Origin of the sequence: Streptomyces spirodelae, assembly GCF_017676385.1 — a bacterium.
Taxonomy (GTDB): Bacteria; Actinomycetota; Actinomycetes; order Streptomycetales; family Streptomycetaceae; genus Streptomyces; species Streptomyces spirodelae.
The window spans coordinates 135456-151792 of the sequence record NZ_JAFFZN010000008.1; the positions used below are offsets into that span (position 1 = coordinate 135456).

A 16337-nucleotide genomic window follows, 5' to 3' on the forward strand; every position below is an offset into this window, starting at 1 on the left:
AGGTTGATTCACGTGATGCGACCTTCTCCGGGGGCGCGCCCCGCGCCCCCGCAGCCGACAGCGCCACCCGCCAGCCACCCCGAAACGCCCCCGACCCCCGACCCGCGCCCGACCCCCGACGCCCGCGAGACCCGCGACGCCCACGACATCCACCCCGTGCTCCGCCGGGCCACCGCCCCGCCGGCCGCGCTCGACCTGCTGGCGCAGGCCCAGCACGGGCTCGACGAGGCGGCCGCCATGCAGACGGCCAACGAGCGGTACGCCACAGCGCACCTCGCCGCGCTCCGCACGGCCGCCGCCGTGCTGGCCGTCCGGGGCCGCCCGGAGCCGGCACCGCCCCGCAGGCGGGGCGCCCCCTCGCGCCGGGCGCGGCGCCCCGGCATCCGCAGCGCCTGGGAAGTGCTGCCGGAAGTCGCACCGGAACTCACCGAGTGGGCGGACCTCTTCGCCTCAGGGGCTCCCCGCCGCGCCCGCGCGGAGGCGGGCATAGTCGGCGCCGCGAGCTGGCGGGATGCCGACGACCTGGTCCACTACGCCGGGATGTTCCTCCGGCTCGTCGAGCGGATGCTGGTCGCCCAGCCGGCCCTGCCCAGGCCCCGCACGGTCACCGGCGAGGAGCACCACACCGAGCACCACGCCCGCCCGTCGCACCCCCGCGACCGGCGGGCGGGATGAGACGCCGTGCGGACGAGAGGCCCGCCGGGCGGAACAGCGGGCCCGGGAGGCAATAGGGTGGGGCACGCCCGTCCCTGAGCCGAGGAGCAGTCCATGTCCCGCCCCAGCGCAACCCTCCGGACCGCAGTGGTCTGGGACGTCCTCAGGGGAGCCCTCGACCAGCGCGCCAAACTGGCGGACCGTGCCGAGCTGGAGGTGCTCGACACCGGTGGCGGCACCGGCAACTTCGCCGTGCCCGTGGCGCGCCTCGGACACCGCGTCACCGTCGTCGACCCGAGCCCCGACGCCCTCTTCGCGCTGGAGCGCCGCGCTGCCGAGGCAGGCGTCGCCGAGCGGGTCACCGGCGTCCAGGGCGATGTGCGCGGCCTCTTCGACGTGGCCGAGCGCGGCGGCTACGACGTGGTGCTCTGCCACGGCGTCCTGGAGTACGTGGACGACCCTGCGGAGGGCCTGGGCAACGCCGTCGCGGCGCTGCGCGAAGGAGGCGGCACGCTCAGTGTGCTCGCCTCGGGGCTGGGCGGAGCCGTGCTGGCGCGGGCGCTGGCCGGGCACTTCACCGAGGCGCGGCACGCGCTCACCTCGCCCGGCGGGCGCTGGGGCGAGAGCGACCCGATGCCCCGCAGGTTCACCCCCGAGCAGCTCACCGCGCTGGTGACCAGCACAGGGCTGGAGGTGATCTCCGTGCACGGCGTACGGATCTTCGCCGACCTGGTGCCCGGCGCGCTCGTGGACACCGAGCCGGACGCGCTGGAGGCGCTCGCCCGGCTGGAGGCGGCCGCCGCCGAGCTGCCCGACTTCCAGTCGGTCGCCAGCCAGCTGCATGTGCTCGCTGAGGTCCCGCCCCGCGCGGCCCGGGCCGCCGGCCGCTGACGCCGCTGACGCCGCTCGTACCGGGCGGTCACAGCCGGCTCGTACCGGGCGGTCACAGCCGGCTCGTACCGGGCGGTCACAGCCGGCTCGTACCGGGCGGTCACAGCCGGCTCGTACCGCGCGGCCAGGGGCTGTCTCTTCGCGACCGCCCGATCACCCGCTGCGCGCCGTATGATCGAGGCACACCGTCCGGCATGGCGGAAAGGTGGTGCGGGAATGAACGGGACACGTCGTGGGCACCCCGTCCGTTATATCGGGTGTGGTGGGAGGAATTGGCGTAGAGGGGCGGGTTTCACGGGGGCGATTCCCTGCCTATCCTGAAAGAGTCGCATCCGGTCGCCCCCGCGACCGACGAGTAGGAGGACTCCGTGCCGCTCTCTGAGCACGAGCAGCGGATGCTCGAGCAGATGGAGCGAGCGCTGTACGCCGAAGATCCCAAGTTCGCGACAGCGCTCGAGGGAAGTGAGCTGCGCCGGTACACCCGCAAGCGGGTCTACCAAGCGGTTGCGGGCTTTCTGGTGGGTATCGCGCTCCTCATGGCCGGAATGGTCGCTCAGCAGATCTGGGTCAGCGTCATCGGCTTCCTGGTGATGCTGGGCTGCGCGGTCCTCGCGGTCACCGGGTGGAAGAAGGCCCCCAAGCGGGGCGAAGGACAGGCCCAGGGCCAGGCTGCGCAGGGTTCCGGCTCGCCATCCGGGTCCGGCCGCCGTCAGCAGCCACGCAGCCGCAAGTCGATGATGGCCCGCATCGAGGAGCGCTGGCAGCGCCGCCGCGACGAGGGCCACGGCCCCCACTGAGACGCTGAACCCGCGCCCGAAGGGGCGCGGGGAACTGCGCGAGCATCACAACGGACCCACGGTTCGCAAGCCACCGCCAGGGGCACCCCCACACTGGAACAGGGCGCCCCTCACCGGCTCCGTCACTGGAACGGGGGCGCCCCCCTACCGGTTCCGTCACTGGAACGGGGGTACCCCTCATCGGCTTCCTCACCGGAACGGGGGCACCCCGCACCGGCTCCGTCACCGGAATGGGCGTACCCCTCATCGGCTTCCTCACTGGAACGGGGCGCCCCCCTACCGGTTCCGTCACCGGAATGGGCGTACCCCCACCGGCTTCCTCACCGGAACAGGGCACCCCTCACCGGCTTCCGGAACGCGTCCCGCAATCGTCGCACCCTGCGGGTCGCAGACCACAGGAGCCGCACCGTGGAGGGCGGCAGCAGCAGCGCCCGTATCCGCACGGAACGCGGGGCTGCGGACCGCAGCCCCGCCCGGATGCGCCGCACCTCGCCAGCGATCCCCGGCGCCGCCCGCGGGACGGGTGCGTACAGCACCTGTTCGACCGCGAGGGCGACCCGTTGCGCCGCTTCGGCCTCTTCCTCCCGCAGCTCTCCGACCCGGGCCAGCCGCGCTGCGACGGTCCGTGGTGTCGCGGAGTCCTGGGGGACGATCCCGTAGTCCCAGCCGGTGTCGATGAGCTCCTGCCAGGCGCTCAGCACCGCCTCAGGACCGCCGGTGCCCGGGGCCGGGTCACGTAGCCGCCGGGAGCGTCCGCGCATCCGCGACAGCATCGGGGCCAGCAGCAGCGCGAGCACCGCCAGCCCACCGGCGCCGAGCCCGGCGACGGCGGCCATGGGCGGCCCCTGGTCGGAGTCGCGCGAGCCGGGGAGCGGGGCCGCGAGCCCGCACTCGGGGTCGGCCTGTTTCTGCTGTGCGGTGCACCGGTCGGACGGCGACGGATCGGCGGAGGGCTGGTCGTTCCGGCTGCGGTCGGGCAGCTCCTCGCCGGGGTCGAGGTCGGAGTCGGGCGTGTCGGGCTGGGCATAGGGCGGGGTGGTGCCGCGTGTGGGGGTGGGCTCGAACCGGGTCCAGCCGACGCCTTCGAAGTACAGCTCGGGCCAGGCGTGGGCGTCCTGGAAGCCGACCTCCATCTTGCCGTCGCCGCGGGCCGTGCCGGGGGTGAAGCCGACCGCGACGCGGGCCGGGATACCGAGGGTGCGGGCCATCGACGCCATGGCGAAGGAGAAGTGGATGCAGAAGCCCTCCTTCTGCTTCAGGAAGTCGGCGATGGCGTTGACGCCGGTACCGGCGGACACCTCGGTGTCGTAGGTGAAGCCGCCCTTGCTGGCGAACCAGTCCTGGAGCAGCACCGCGCGGTCGTAGTTGTCCTTGGCGCCGCGGGTGACCTTGCGTGCGGTCTCGGGTACGACGTCGGGGAGCGAGCCGGGGACGGCGGTGTACTCGCGCTTGAGCGCGGGCGGCGGCGCGGGGGCGTCGCGCAGCTGCTCGGCGGTGGGCCGCACCTGGAGGCTCTCGACGCTGTAGCGCAGGCCGCGGGTGGTCTGCCGGTCGTAGCCGACCAGGGTGCGCCCCTCCGGCTCGAACCGCCACTTGCCGTCGACGCGCACCCGCTGGGCCGGGTACGGCATGGGCAGCCAGTCCTGGGCGTAGGAGTCGCTGGCCTGGATGGTGGCGCGGACCGTGCTGGTGCGTACCCCGGGCGCCAAGCCGCGTGGTGTCGGCAGCGGGTCGGGGATCTCGCCGATGCGCCGCTCGGAGGGCTTCCACTGGGCGCCGTCGAACTTGTCGAGGGCGACGATGCGCAGGTACAGCTCCTGGTCGTCGTCGCCGTCGGTCGAGTAGACGAGCGCGGTGCGGTCCTGCGGCTGGTTGAGGCTGTTCTTGAGCGCCACGACCGGGTTGACGGCGGAAACGGTGCCGCCGCCCTTGTCGCCGCCGCCCCGGCCGCCGGTGCCCACGTCCTCCAGCAGTCCGCCGCTGAGCGAGGGCAGCGCGGCGGGCACCACCAGTGCGATGCCCAGCGCCAGTACGCCGATCCGCCGGCCTGTGCGCACCGGCGCCATGGCTGGTCCGCCGACGCTGCCCGGCTGGTGCGGGGGCGCGCCCGGCCTGGTCCGGTCGGCGAAGACGCGACCCCACTGCGAGAGCCGCTCGCGCCCCTCGGCCAGCAGGAGCAGCAGATAGCCGCCTGCGGCACACAGGAACCACAGCCAGCGGGCGCCGCCCTGGGAGAGCCCGGCGGCCACCGAGTACAGGGCGAGCAGCGGCAGCCCGGCGGGGGCCGCGCTGCGGTAGGTCACGGCGACGGTGTCCACCAGCAGGCCGATGACCAGCACACCGCCGACGAGCATCAGCCGTATGCCATCGGTGAGCGGCGCGGGTATCGCGTACCGGCTCACGTCGTCGATGCCCTGCTGGACCAGCGTGCCGAAGCGTTCGAACCCGGCGGGGCTGGGCAGGAACCCGCCCAGCGCGTACTCCCGTGCGAAGACCACGGTCAGCAGCAGCGCCGAGACGACGGCCTGCGTCAGCACGGTCACCGGGCGGGCGAGCGGCACCCGGCGGGTGGCCGCGCCCACTCCGGTCTGTACGGCGATCAGCAGCGCTGCCTGGAGCAGCCAGGTCGCCGGGTCGACCAGCGGCAGCAGCGCGCAGGCCGCGGTCAGGGTCGCCAGTGCGGCGCAGCATGCGAGCCGTCCCCGTCCGCTCATCGTTCCAGCCCCCTCGCGCTCGCGTTGTCGGCTTCCTGCCACAGCGCGGCCAGCGGCGTTCCGGGGCCGCCGGGCAGCGCGGTCCACCCGGCCCCGCGCAGGGCGCGCAGCGGTGCCTCCGCAGTCCCGTCCCCGGGCCGGGGCCCGGGCCGACGACGAACGCCACGGCGCGGTGGGAGCGCTGCCGCATCCGGCCGACCGTGCCGGCCTGTTCCTCGTCCAGGGCCCCGAGGAACGCGATCAGCAGTCCCTCGTTCCCTGCCGCTCCACCGCGCAGCGCGTCATAGGCGCCCGCCAGCCCCTGTTCGGGTGAATGTTCGACGATGGCGAGGGTGTCCAGCAGCAGCCCCGCCGTGTCCGAGGGCTCCGAGAGGAATCCCCCGCTCTCCGGTCCCGGCGCCGCGGCCCCGGTGTCGGTCAGCAGCCGTACCGACCAGCCCCGCTCCAGCAGGTGCAGACAGACGGAGGCGGCGGCCGCGACGGCCCACTCGAACGGGGAGTCGGGCCCCGCGCCGGGGTAGGCGCAGCGGCGGGTGTCCAGCACCACGGTGCAGCGGGCCTGCTGCGGCTGCTCCTCGCGGCGCACCATCAGCTCGCCGTAGCGCGCGGTGGACCGCCAGTGGACCCGCCGCAGGTCGTCGCCGTGCCGGTAGCCGCGCGGGATCACATCGTCGTCCCCGGCCAGGGCCAGCGCGCGCTGCCGTCCCTCCCCGTAGCCGCTGGTCTCGCCCGTCAGCCGGACGGGCGGCAGGGCTTCGACGGGCGGTACGACGGTGAGGGTGTCGTACGTACTGAAGGACCGGGTCAGCTCGCACATCCCGAACGGGTCCGTCAGCCGCAGCTGCAGCGGGCCCAGCGGATAGCGTCCACGCAGGTCGGAGCGGACGCGGTAGGAGACCTCACGCCGCCCGCCCGGCTCCACCCGGTCCAGCACGAACCTGGGGCGGGGGCCGAGCACGTAGGGCACCCGGTCCTGCAGCATCAACAGCCCGGTGGGCAGCCGCGAGACGTTGTCGATCCGCAGGTGCACCCGGGCCTCCGAGCGGGCCGGCACCCGGGAGGGCGACAGCCTGCGGTAGCCGGCCACCCGGTAGCGGGTGCGGTGCAGCACCAGCACGCACACCAGCGGCAGCACGGCCAGCAGCACGCCGACCCGCAGCAGTTCGTCCTGGCCCAGTACGTACGCGCACAGGGCCGCCGCCAGCCCGGCCGCCAGGAAGGAGCGGCCGCGCGTGCTCAGTCCGCCGAACGCCCGGCGCAGCGAACCCCGGCTCTCCCGGCCCTCCTCGGGACCCGCGCCGGCGGAGCGGCCGGCACCGCGCCGGGGCGTCTCCCCGCTCCCGTACGGCTGCGTACCGCTTTTCCCGGACGGCCCGCCGCGCTGTGGTCCCGTACCTCCGTGCGGGCCGGTGGCGGGCGACGGCGGGGGCGACGACGGGGGCGGCGACGACGGCGGTGGCGGGGCGCCGGGGGCCGGTCCGTAGGCCATCAGTAGCCCCGGGCCTGCCCGGGCTGCGGCCGGCCCGCCGGTGGGTGCCCGGGCGCCGGGTGCCCGGGCGCCTGCGGCTGACCGTAGGGGCCGGTCACACCACCGGGCGCGCCCGGGGCTGCTCCGGGCGGCGTGGGGCCGGGCCCGACGGCGGGTACCGGCACCCGCTGGAGGATCTCGGTGACCACCTGCTCGGCCGTACGGCGGTTCAACTGTGCCTGCGCCGTGGGCAGCAGACGGTGCGCCAGCACCGGAACGGCCAGCGACTGCACGTCGTCGGGCAGCGCGAACTCGCGCCCGGCCAGCGCCGCGGACGCCTTGGCGGCCCGCAGCAGATGCAGTGTCGCGCGCGGCGAGGCGCCCAGCCGAAGGTCGGCGTGCGACCGGGTGGCGGCCACCAGTTCGACCGCGTAGCGCCGTACCGCGTCCGAGACGTGCACGCCCCGCACCGTCTCGATCAGCTTGGCGATGTCGTGGGCGTGCGCCACCGGCTGGAGGTCGTCCAGCGGGGAGGTGCTCCCGTGCACATCGAGCATCTCCAGCTCGGCGGCCGGGCTGGGGTAGCCGATGGAGACGCGCACCATGAACCGGTCCCGCTGCGCCTCGGGCAGCGGATAGGTGCCCTCCATCTCCACCGGGTTCTGGGTGGCGACCACCATGAACGGGTCGGGCAGCTCATAGGTCTGCCCGTCGATGGTGACCTGGCGCTCCTCCATCGACTCCAGCAGCGCGGACTGCGTCTTGGGCGAGGCACGGTTGATCTCGTCGCCGATGACTATCTGCGCGAAGACGGCACCGGGCTTGAACTCGAAGTCCTTGCGCTGCTGGTCGTAGACGCTCACCCCGGTGATGTCCGAGGGCAGCAGGTCGGGGGTGAACTGGATACGGCGCACCGAGCAGTCGATGGTCTTGGCCAGTGCCTTGGCCAGCATCGTCTTGCCGACCCCGGGCACGTCCTCGATCAGCAGGTGCCCCTCGGCCAGCAGCACCGTCAGCGAGAGCCGGACGACTTCCGGCTTTCCCTCGATCACCGACTCGACACAGCGGCGTACCTCCCCCGCGGTAGCACTCAGCTCGCTCAGGTTCGTCCGCTCGTCATAGGTCGTCACCGGCCCTCCTCGGCCCCATCCCCGTGCCCGTCCGTACGCGCCCGCCGCGGAGGCGCCCGCATCCGTTCGACCGGGCCCCGCAGTGTGCGCTGTTGCGTATTCTTCACGGCGACAGGGCCTCCCGTCACTCTCCCGGGTGGCCGGGAGCAGGCTGCCCCTCGCGTCAGGCCGGGGCGACCTCACGCAGCCGGCCCGTCGTCACGTCGAAGACGAAGCCGCGGATGTCGTCCCGGTGGGGCAGGAACGGCGAGGTCCGTACGCGCTCGATCGGCTGGCGCACCTCCTGGTCCAAGTCCTTGAAGGACTCGTCAGCCCAGGACGGCCGCTGACCCACTTCCAGTTCCCGTTCGTGCCGGAAATCCTCGGTGAGGTCGAGCAGTCCGCAGCCGGTGTGGTGACGTTGGACGCTTCCGTAACGGCCGGCCCGTCCGGGAACGGGGAAAAGCGGCGGCTCACCGCGGTGTGAAGTACCCCACAGCCCACCCAGCGGCATCCCCGGTCCCACCCGTCCACCGACGCCCCGGTCCGGCGCTCCGGCCGCCGCCGGAATGCGCCTGGTCCCGTAGGTGGACGCGCCTGGTCCCGTAGTTGACCGCGAGGACGAGTGGACTAAAGTGACGCGAAGTGGGAGGCGACACATTCTCCCCAAGGACGCCCGAATCCCCTCGCGTGCGCGGGCGCGCACGTGCGGCTCGGCCTCCTCCCGCTCCCGGCCTCCGGCGCCCGTTCGGCGCGGGTGGCCGCTCCCCTTCGAGCGGGCGGGGACCAAGGAGCATGTGCAAGGTGCCCGCCAGATCTGAGAGGGCACAGTGACCACCAACGAGCGGCCCGTCGGCGAACTCCACAACCCGGTGATGCTCGGGCGCACCCTGGAACTGCTCGCCCCCGCCCTCGCCGAACCCGGCGCGACCGTCGTCGACTGCACGCTCGGCCTCGGCGGCCACAGTGAGGCGCTGCTGGCCACCTTCCCCTCGGTGCGGCTGATCGGCCTGGACCGGGACACCGCCGCGCTCGAACTCGCCGGTGAGCGGCTGGCCCGCTACGCCGACCGGGCCACCTTGGTGCACGCCGTCTACGACGAGCTGCCGCAGGTGCTGGCCCGGCTGGAGGTCCCGCGGGTCCAGGGCGTGCTGTTCGACCTGGGCGTCTCCTCCCTCCAGCTGGACGAGGCGGACCGGGGCTTCGCCTATGCGCAGGACGCGCCGCTGGACATGCGCATGGACCAGACGAAGGGCCTCAGCGCCGCCGAGGTGCTCAACACCTACGCACCCGGTGACCTGGTGCGCATCCTGCGCTCCTACGGCGAGGAGAAGCAGGCCCGCCGCATCGTCGAGGCCATCGTGCGGGAGCGCGAGAAGGAACCGTTCACCCGCAGCGCCCGGCTGGTCGAGGTGATCCGCGAGGCCCTGCCGCAGGCTGCGAAGCGCACCGGTGGCAACCCGGCCAAGCGGACGTTCCAGGCGCTGCGTATCGAGGTGAACGGGGAGCTCACGGTGCTGGAGCGGGCGCTGCCCGCCGCGCTGGACGCGCTGGTGGTCGGGGGCCGGATGGCCGTCCTGGCGTACCACTCGCTGGAAGACCGGCTGGTCAAACAGCTGTTCGCCGCCGGCTCCCGCAACACGGCCCCGGCGGGGCTGCCGGTCGTACCCGAGCAGTACCAGCCCAGGCTGCGCCTGCTGACCCGGGGCGCCGAGCTGCCCACCGACGAGGAGATCGCCCGCAACCGCCGCGCCGCACCGGCCAGGCTGCGGGCCGTCCAGCGCATCCGGGAGGCACCATGACCGCCCGCCGCACCCAGGACATGACCGCCCGCAGGCCGAGGGAGGCGACATGACCGCACAGCAGCGCATCGCGCGGCTGGCCAGACTGATGCCCGCCGGGGGCTCCCCGGCGGCGCGCGCCCCGTTCGTCCTGCTGGTGGTCCTGCTGCTGGGCAGCGGCATGCTGACGCTGCTGCTGCTGAACGCGTCCCTCAACAAGGGCTCCTTCCAGCTGGACAGGTTGCAGAAGGAGACCGAGGAGCTGACGGACCAGCAGCAGGCACTCCAGCAGGAGGTCGACAGCTACTCGGCCCCCGAACGGCTGGCCAAGCGCGCCCGCGAGCAGGGCATGGTCCCCGGCGGCAACCCCGTCTTCCTCAGCCCGGACGGCACCGTGCGCGGCAAGCCGGACAGCGACAGCGCCGACGGCACCGGGCAGGTGGACCCGTGAGTGAGCGCTCCCGCGAGCCGGACCCCGGTGCCCGCAGGACCGGACGGCCGGCAGCGGACAAGGGCCGGACGGCCGAGCGGGGCCGGGCCACCGGTGCCCGCCGCGTGCCCCGGCCGGTCCAGCAGGGCTCCTCTTCCAATACGTCCCGCTCCGGTACGTCCCAGGGCGCGCGGCCGCCGGCGGCGCGGCGCGGCGGCGGCTCGGGGCCCCCGCGGGGCGGCGGTCCTGCACCGCTGCGGCTGGTGAACCCCCGCCCCCGGCTGCGGCTGGTCGCCGTCGCGCTGACGCTGGTGATGCTGGCGTTCACCGCGCGGCTGCTCCAGGTGCAGGCCGTCGACGCGAGCGCGTACGCGGACAAGGCGGCCGTCAACCGCTACATCACCGTGCCCCTCGCCGCCGAGCGCGGCACCATCACGGCCAGGGACGGCTCAGCGCTGGCCAGCACGGTGGACGCCTACGACATCACCGCCGACCCGTATCTGCTCACCCCGGAGCAGACGAAGAGCAAGGACGCACCCGAGCGGGCCGCCGAGCTCCTCGCCCCCCTGCTGCACAAGGACCGGGCCGAGCTGGCCGAGAAGCTGTCCGAGCCGGACACCCGCTATGTGGTCCTCGCCCGTCAGCAGACCCCGCAGACCTGGCGGCAGATCAAGAAGCTCAAGGACAGCAAGCCCGACGTGCTCGCCGGGATCTACCAGGAGAAGCACGCCAAGCGCGTCTACCCGAACAAGGAACTGGCCGCCCCGGTGCTCGGCTTCGTCAACTCCGACGGCAAGGGCGGAGCCGGGCTGGAGGCGATGCTGAACGACAAGCTCGACGGCGAGAACGGCAAGATCACCTACGCCCAGTCGGGCGGCCGTCAGGTCCCCACCGCGGGCGTCCGTGAACAGCCGGCCAGGCCGGGCTCCGACGTGGAGCTCACCCTGGACCGCGACATCCAGTGGTCGGCGCAGCAGGCGATCTCCGACCAGGTGCGCAAGTCGCACGCCGACAGCGGTTACGTCATCGTCCAGGACACCAGGACCGGCCAGCTCCTGGGGATGGCCAGCGCGCCCGGCTTCGACCCGAACGACATCCGCGGCGCCAAGGTCGACTCCTTCGGCAACCCGGCGGTGCAGGACGTCTACGAACCCGGCTCCACCAGCAAGGTGATGTCGATGGCCGCGGTCCTGGAGGAGGGCAAGGCCACCCCGACCACGGCGGTCACCGTCCCCAACCGGCTCAAGCGGGCCGACCGCGCCTTCGCCGACGACATCGACCACCCCACCTGGCACCTGACCCTCAACGGCGTCCTGGCCAAGTCCAGCAACATCGGCACCATCCTCGCCACCGAGCAGCTCGGCAAGACGCAGAAGCAGGCCAACAAGGTGCTCTACCGCTATCTGCGCAAGTTCGGCATCGGCCGGCCCACCGGGCTCGGCTTCCCGGGGGAGACCAACGGCCTGCTGGCGAGGCCAGGGAAGTGGAGCGCCTCCCAGCAGTACACGATCCCCTTCGGCCAGGGCCTGTCCCTCAACGCCGTCCAGGCCGCCTCCATCTACTCCACCATCGCCAACGGCGGCGAACGGATCGAGCCCACCGTCGTACGCGGCACCACGGGCCCCGACGGGCGGTACCGGCCCGCCGAGCCGCCCGAGAAGCGCCGGGTCGTCAGCGAGAAGACCGCCAGGACGCTCGCCCGGATGCTGGAGTCCGTGGTCTCCGACATGGAGGGCACCGGAACCACGGCCAAGATCCCCGGCTACCGCGTCGCGGGGAAGACCGGTACGGCCAACCGGGTGGACCCGAAGACGGGCCGCTACCACGGCTACACCGCCTCATTCGCCGGCTTCGCCCCCGCCGACGAGCCCCGGATCACCGTCTACTGCGCTGTCCAGAACCCCAAGAAGGGCAGCTACTTCGGCAGCGACGTGTGCGGCCCCGTCTACAAGAAGGTCATGAAGTTCTCCCTCAAGACCCTGCAGATCCCCCCGACCGGGGCCAAACCCGCGCGGTTTCCCGTGCTCGCGGGGAAGGACCGGAACGACTGAGCCATGCACCACGTGAGAACGATCACTGACAGCGAGTACAACCCCCCGGGATCGGCTCCGCCGCGCCCCTCGCTTCGCGGGGCGGGGGCGGCGCCCGGTACGCTCACCGCCGTGCCACAAGCTGATCAGACCTCCCCCGAGTCCTTCCCGGGGCCGCCCCGCCCCATGCGGGTCGAGCCCGTCCCGCTCGCGGAGCTGGCCCGACTGCTGGATGCCGAGGACGCCGGCGCTGCGGTGACCGGCCCCGCGGGCGCACCGGAAGGCGACGCCGCTCCGGAAGCCGGGCTGTCCGGCGTGTCCGTCACCGGCATCACCCACGACTCGAGAGCCGTGCGCCCCGGCGACATCTACGCCGCGCTGCCCGGCGCCCGGCTGCACGGCGCCGACTTCGTGGACCAGGCCCACAGCCTCGGCGCCGCCGCCGTGCTGACCGATCCGGGCGGTACCGAGCGCGCGGCGGCCACCGGGCTGCCGGTGCTGACGGTGCCCGACCCGCGCGGCCGGATGGGGAAGCTGGCCGCGGCGATCTACGGGACTCCCGGCGAGGACCTGCTCCAGATCGGCATCACCGGCACCTCGGGCAAGACGACCACCGCCTATCTGGTGGACGGCGGGCTTCGCAAAGCCGCCGAGAAGGACGGCGGCCTCACCGGGTTGATCGGCACCGTCGAGTCGCGGATCGGCGACGAGCGGATCAAGTCCGAGCGCACCACCCCGGAAGCCACCGACCTGCAGGCACTGTTCGCGGTGATGCGCGAGCGCGGCGTCCGCTCGGTGGCCATGGAGGTCTCCAGCCACGCGCTGGTCCTCGGCCGGGTGGACGGCTGCGTCTTCGACATCGCGGTCTTCAACAACCTCAGCCCCGAGCACCTGGACTTCCACCGCGACCTGGAGGACTACTTCCAGGCCAAGCGGCAGCTGTTCACCCCCGAGCGGTCGCGGGCCGCGGTGGTCAACTTCGACGACGACCACGGCTTCCGGCTGCTGGGCGAGCTGAAGGACGAAGGTTTCCCCGTCACCAGCTTCTCCGCCGAGGGCCACCCCGACGCGGACTGGCGGGCCGCGGACGTGGAGGTCGGCCCGCTGGGCTCGACGTTCACGGCGGTGGGGCCCGACGGCCAGAAGGTGCCCGCCGGCGCCCCGATCGCCGGGCCCTTCAACGTCGCCAACGCGCTGGCCGCGCTCACCGCGCTGGTCGCCGCCGGTATCGACGCGCACACGGCGGCCGACGGCATCGCCGCCGTCCCCGGCGTGCCAGGGCGCCTCCAGCGGGTGGACGCGGGCCAGGACTACCTCGCCATCGTCGACTACGCGCACAAACCGGACGCCGTCGAATCCGTGCTCTACGCCGTCCGCAAGGTCACCGAGGGCTCCGTGCACGCCGTCCTGGGCTGCGGCGGGGACCGCGACCCGCACAAGCGGCCCGCGATGGGCGCCGCGCTGGCGCGGCTGGCCGACACGGCGGTGCTCACCTCCGACAACCCGCGCTCCGAGGACCCCCTCGCGATCCTCGCCGCCATGCTCGGCGGGGCCGCCGAGGTGCCGGCCCACGAGCGCGGCACCGTGCTGCTGGAGGAGGACCGGGCCGCCGCGATCCGCGCCGCCGTCGCCCGCGCCGAACCCGGCGACACCGTCCTGGTGCTGGGCAAGGGCCACGAGCAGGGGCAGAACATCGCCGGTGTGGTGCGCCCCTTCGACGACGTCCAGGTCCTGCACGAGGCCATCCGCGCACGCGCGGCCGACCACCCCGAGGCTTCATCCGCTGCCGCACCGGCGGCCGAGTCCCTGTCGTCTCCCTCCTACTCCCCGTCCACCTCGTCCTCCTCGCCCACTTCCGTCGAGAACCAACGGACAGACAACCAGAACCGATGATCCCCCTCTCCCTCGCAGAGATCGCCGCCCTGACCGGCGGACGGCAGCACGACATAACGGACCCGGAAGCGCGGATCACCGGGCCGGTGGTGATCGACTCCCGGGAGGCGGGCCCCGGCGCGCTGTTCGCGGCGTTCGCCGGTGAGCGTGCCGACGGTCACGAATTCGCCGCCGGCGCCGTCTCCTCGGGCGCCGTCGCCGTGCTCGCCACCCGCCCCGTCGGTGTCCCGGCGATCGTCGTCGACGACGTCACCCGCGCCCTGGGCGCCCTGGCCCGGCACACGGTGCGGGAGCTGGGCACCCAGGTCGTCGCGCTGACCGGGTCCAGCGGCAAGACCAGCACCAAGGACCTGATCGCCCAGTTGCTGGGTCGGCTGGGTCCCACGGTGTGGCCGGAAGGCTCGCAGAACAACGAGATCGGCCTGCCGCTGACGGCCCTGCGCGCTGATACGGCCACCCGGCACCTGGTGCTGGAGATGGGCGCCCGCGGCATCGGCCACATCCGCTACCTCACCGAGCTCACCCCGCCCCGGATCGGCGTCGTCCTCAACGTCGGCACGGCCCATATCGGCGAGTTCGGCGGCCGCGAGCAGATCGCCCAGGCCAAGGGCGAACTGGTCGAGAACCTGCCGACCGCCGACGAGGGGGGAGTGGCGGTCCTCAACGCCGACGATCCGTACGTACGAGCCATGGCCGAGCGCACCCGGGCCCGGGTGCTGTTCTTCGGTGAGGCACCGGAAGCGGACGTACGGGCGGAAAACGTGCGGTTGTCGAAACGCGGCACACCAGCTTTCACCCTTCACACACCTACCGGGTGCGGTGATGTGACCATGCGCCTGTACGGTGAGCACCACGTGTCGAACGCGCTCGCCGCGGCGGCCGTCGCCCACCAACTGGGCATGCCCGCTGGGGACATCGCCGATGCGCTCTCCTCCGCGAGCTCGCTCTCCCGTTGGCGGATGGAGGTCACCGAGCGCGCCGACGGCGTCACGGTCGTCAACGACGCCTACAACGCCAACCCCGACTCCATGCGGGCAGCGCTCAGGGCGCTGTCCGCCATGGGGGAGGCGGCGAAGGCCCGGGGGGGCCGGACCTGGGCGGTGCTGGGCGAGATGGCCGAGCTCGGCGACGATGCGCTCGCCGAGCACGACGCGATCGGACGGCTCGCCGTCCGGCTCAACGTCAGCAAGCTCGTGGCAGTCGGAGGCCGGGAGGCCGCCTGGCTCGACATGGGTGCCAAGAACGAGGGTTCGTGGGGTGAGGAGTCGGTGCATGTGTCCGGCACTGAGGCGGCCGTCGACCTGCTGCGCGGTCAGCTGCGCGCGGGAGATGTCGTACTGGTGAAGGCTTCCCGGTCGGTGGGCTTGGAGCAGGTGGCTGCCGCCCTCCTGGAGGACGGCTCCGGGGAGGGTGAGGGCTCCGCCCGATGACGATGAAGCAGATCCTCTTCTCCGGGGTCATCGGACTCTTCCTGTCCCTGATCGGGACCCCCCTGCTGATCAAACTGCTCGCCCGGCGCGGCTACGGCCAGTTCATCCGGGACGACGGCCCGCGCAACCACCACAGCAAGCGCGGCACCCCCACCATGGGCGGTATCGCCTTCATCCTGGCCACCGTCCTGGCCTACGTCCTCACCAAGCTCATCACGGGCGAGCAGCCCACCTTCTCCGGCGTGCTGGTGCTCTTCCTGTTCGCCGGTATGGGCCTGGTCGGCTTCCTGGACGACTACATCAAGATCGTCAAACAGCGCAGTCTGGGCCTGCGGGCCAAGGCGAAGATGGCCGGACAGCTCATCGTCGGCATCGCCTTCGCGCTGCTGGCGCTCAGCTTCGAGGACGCGCGCCAGCTCACCCCCGCCTCCACCAAGCTCTCCTTCACCCAGGACTTCGGCTGGGCCCTGCCACCGGTGCTGTTCGTGGTCTGGGCGCTGTTCATGATCCTGGCGATGTCCAACGGCGTGAACCTCACCGACGGTCTCGACGGTCTGGCGACCGGCGCCTCGGTGATGGTCTTCGGCGCCTATGTGTTCATCTGCGTATGGGAGTACCAGGAGTCCTGTGCGCACATCGCCACGGCGGGACCCGGCTGTTACGAGGTACGGGACCCACTCGACCTGGCCGTCGTCGCGGCGGCGCTGATGGGCGCCTGCTTCGGCTTCCTGTGGTGGAACACCTCGCCCGCGAAGATCTTCATGGGGGACACCGGCTCCCTCGCCCTCGGCGGCGCGCTGGCGGGCCTGGCCATCTGCTCGCGCACCGAGCTGCTGCTGGCGATCCTGGGCGGCCTGTTCGTGCTGATCACCATGTCCGTAGTGATCCAGGTCGGCTCCTTCCGGCTCACCGGGAAGCGGGTGTTCAAGATGGCCCCGCTCCAGCACCACTTCGAACTCAAGGGGTGGTCCGAGGTCCTTGTGGTGGTCCGGTTCTGGATCATCCAGGGCATGTGCGCCATCGTCGGCGTCGGCATCTTCTACGCGGGCTGGGCGGCGAGCAAGTGAGCACCGAGGACGCGACGAACCGTACGAACCTGACGAAGCTCTCCGAGGAGCTGTCCGGCAAGCACGTCACTGT

Annotated in this window: 11 protein-coding genes and 2 pseudogenes; 9 read left to right on the forward strand and 4 right to left on the reverse strand. The window is 72.9% G+C overall.

The features are described 5' to 3' along the window. Positions 1–15 precede the first annotated feature (15 nt). From JW592_RS11415 to JW592_RS11425, 3 genes are all read left to right on the forward strand, one after another. Complete coding sequence (locus JW592_RS11415) at positions 16–675, forward strand: SAV_6107 family HEPN domain-containing protein (protein WP_209264863.1); 660 nt, start codon at positions 16–18, stop codon at positions 673–675. A 93-nt stretch (positions 676–768) separates the two neighbouring features. Further along, a complete protein-coding gene (locus tag JW592_RS11420; RefSeq protein WP_209264864.1) occupies positions 769–1545 on the forward strand; it encodes a methyltransferase in 777 nt (258 codons plus the stop codon). Between the two features lie 368 nt (positions 1546–1913). Beyond that, a complete protein-coding gene (locus JW592_RS11425; RefSeq protein WP_209264865.1) occupies positions 1914–2342 on the forward strand; it encodes an SCO2097 family morphological protein in 429 nt (142 codons plus the stop codon). 320 nt (positions 2343–2662) lie between these two features. On the opposite strand, the gene JW592_RS11430 is transcribed toward JW592_RS11425, so the two are convergent. From JW592_RS11430 to JW592_RS11445, 4 genes and pseudogenes are all read right to left on the reverse strand, one after another. Then, entirely contained in the window at positions 2663–5056 is a 2394-nt protein-coding gene (locus JW592_RS11430) for a transglutaminase TgpA family protein (protein ID WP_209264866.1), read from the reverse strand. After that, positions 5053–6545: pseudogene (locus JW592_RS11435) on the reverse strand (DUF58 domain-containing protein). Before JW592_RS11435 ends, JW592_RS11430 begins: the two are co-directional and overlap by 4 nt. Then, positions 6545–7654 (reverse strand): AAA family ATPase, encoded by a 1110-nt coding sequence (locus tag JW592_RS11440; protein WP_307805375.1) that lies wholly within the window; start codon positions 7652–7654, stop codon positions 6545–6547. The pseudogene JW592_RS11435 and the gene JW592_RS11440 overlap by 1 nt, the downstream one beginning before the upstream one ends. A 163-nt stretch (positions 7655–7817) precedes the next feature. Beyond that, positions 7818–8051, reverse strand: a pseudogene (locus JW592_RS11445) (carbonic anhydrase); the annotation flags it as partial. A 412-nt stretch (positions 8052–8463) separates the two neighbouring features. On the opposite strand from JW592_RS11445, the gene rsmH reads away from it, so the two are divergent. The 6 genes from rsmH to mraY are packed head-to-tail and all read left to right on the forward strand — an operon-like array spanning position 8464 to position 16264. After that, on the forward strand, positions 8464–9435 hold the full coding sequence (gene rsmH / locus JW592_RS11450) for a 16S rRNA (cytosine(1402)-N(4))-methyltransferase RsmH (protein WP_307805376.1): 972 nt from the start codon (positions 8464–8466) through the stop codon (positions 9433–9435). Between the two features lie 49 nt (positions 9436–9484). Continuing rightward, complete coding sequence (gene ftsL, locus JW592_RS11455; RefSeq protein WP_209264867.1) at positions 9485–9865, forward strand: cell division protein FtsL; 381 nt, start codon at positions 9485–9487, stop codon at positions 9863–9865. Next, positions 9862–11895, forward strand: a complete 2034-nt coding sequence (locus JW592_RS11460; RefSeq protein WP_372446488.1) for a peptidoglycan D,D-transpeptidase FtsI family protein — start codon at positions 9862–9864, stop codon at positions 11893–11895. The genes ftsL and JW592_RS11460 overlap by 4 nt, the downstream gene beginning before the upstream one ends. Positions 11896–11898: 3 nt before the next feature. Further along, positions 11899–13767 (forward strand): UDP-N-acetylmuramoyl-L-alanyl-D-glutamate--2,6-diaminopimelate ligase, encoded by a 1869-nt coding sequence (locus JW592_RS11465; RefSeq protein ID WP_209264868.1) that lies wholly within the window; start codon positions 11899–11901, stop codon positions 13765–13767. After that, the gene (locus tag JW592_RS11470) at positions 13764–15197 is read left to right on the forward strand and encodes a UDP-N-acetylmuramoyl-tripeptide--D-alanyl-D-alanine ligase (protein WP_209264869.1); all 1434 of its coding nucleotides are present in this window, start codon (positions 13764–13766) and stop codon (positions 15195–15197) included. Before JW592_RS11465 ends, JW592_RS11470 begins: the two co-directional genes overlap by 4 nt. A gap of 2 nt (positions 15198–15199) precedes the next feature. After that, positions 15200–16264 (forward strand): phospho-N-acetylmuramoyl-pentapeptide-transferase, encoded by a 1065-nt coding sequence (mraY, locus tag JW592_RS11475; protein ID WP_209264947.1) that lies wholly within the window; start codon positions 15200–15202, stop codon positions 16262–16264. The last annotated feature ends 73 nt before the right edge of the window (positions 16265–16337 follow it).

Bases quoted from the DNA above. Each gene is read 5' to 3' on its own strand.
- mraY (WP_209264947.1), top strand. From the start codon at position 15,200: ATGAAGCAGATCCTCTTCTCCGGGGTCATCGGACTCTTCCTGTCCCTG.
- JW592_RS11415 (WP_209264863.1), top strand. From the start codon at position 16: ATGCGACCTTCTCCGGGGGCGCGCCCCGCGCCCCCGCAGCCGACAGCG.
- JW592_RS11430 (WP_209264866.1), bottom strand. From the start codon at position 5,056: ATGAGCGGACGGGGACGGCTCGCATGCTGCGCCGCACTGGCGACCCTG.
- ftsL (WP_209264867.1), top strand. From the start codon at position 9,485: ATGACCGCACAGCAGCGCATCGCGCGGCTGGCCAGACTGATGCCCGCC.
- JW592_RS11465 (WP_209264868.1), top strand. From the start codon at position 11,899: ATGCACCACGTGAGAACGATCACTGACAGCGAGTACAACCCCCCGGGA.
- JW592_RS11420 (WP_209264864.1), top strand. From the start codon at position 769: ATGTCCCGCCCCAGCGCAACCCTCCGGACCGCAGTGGTCTGGGACGTC.
- JW592_RS11470 (WP_209264869.1), top strand. From the start codon at position 13,764: ATGATCCCCCTCTCCCTCGCAGAGATCGCCGCCCTGACCGGCGGACGG.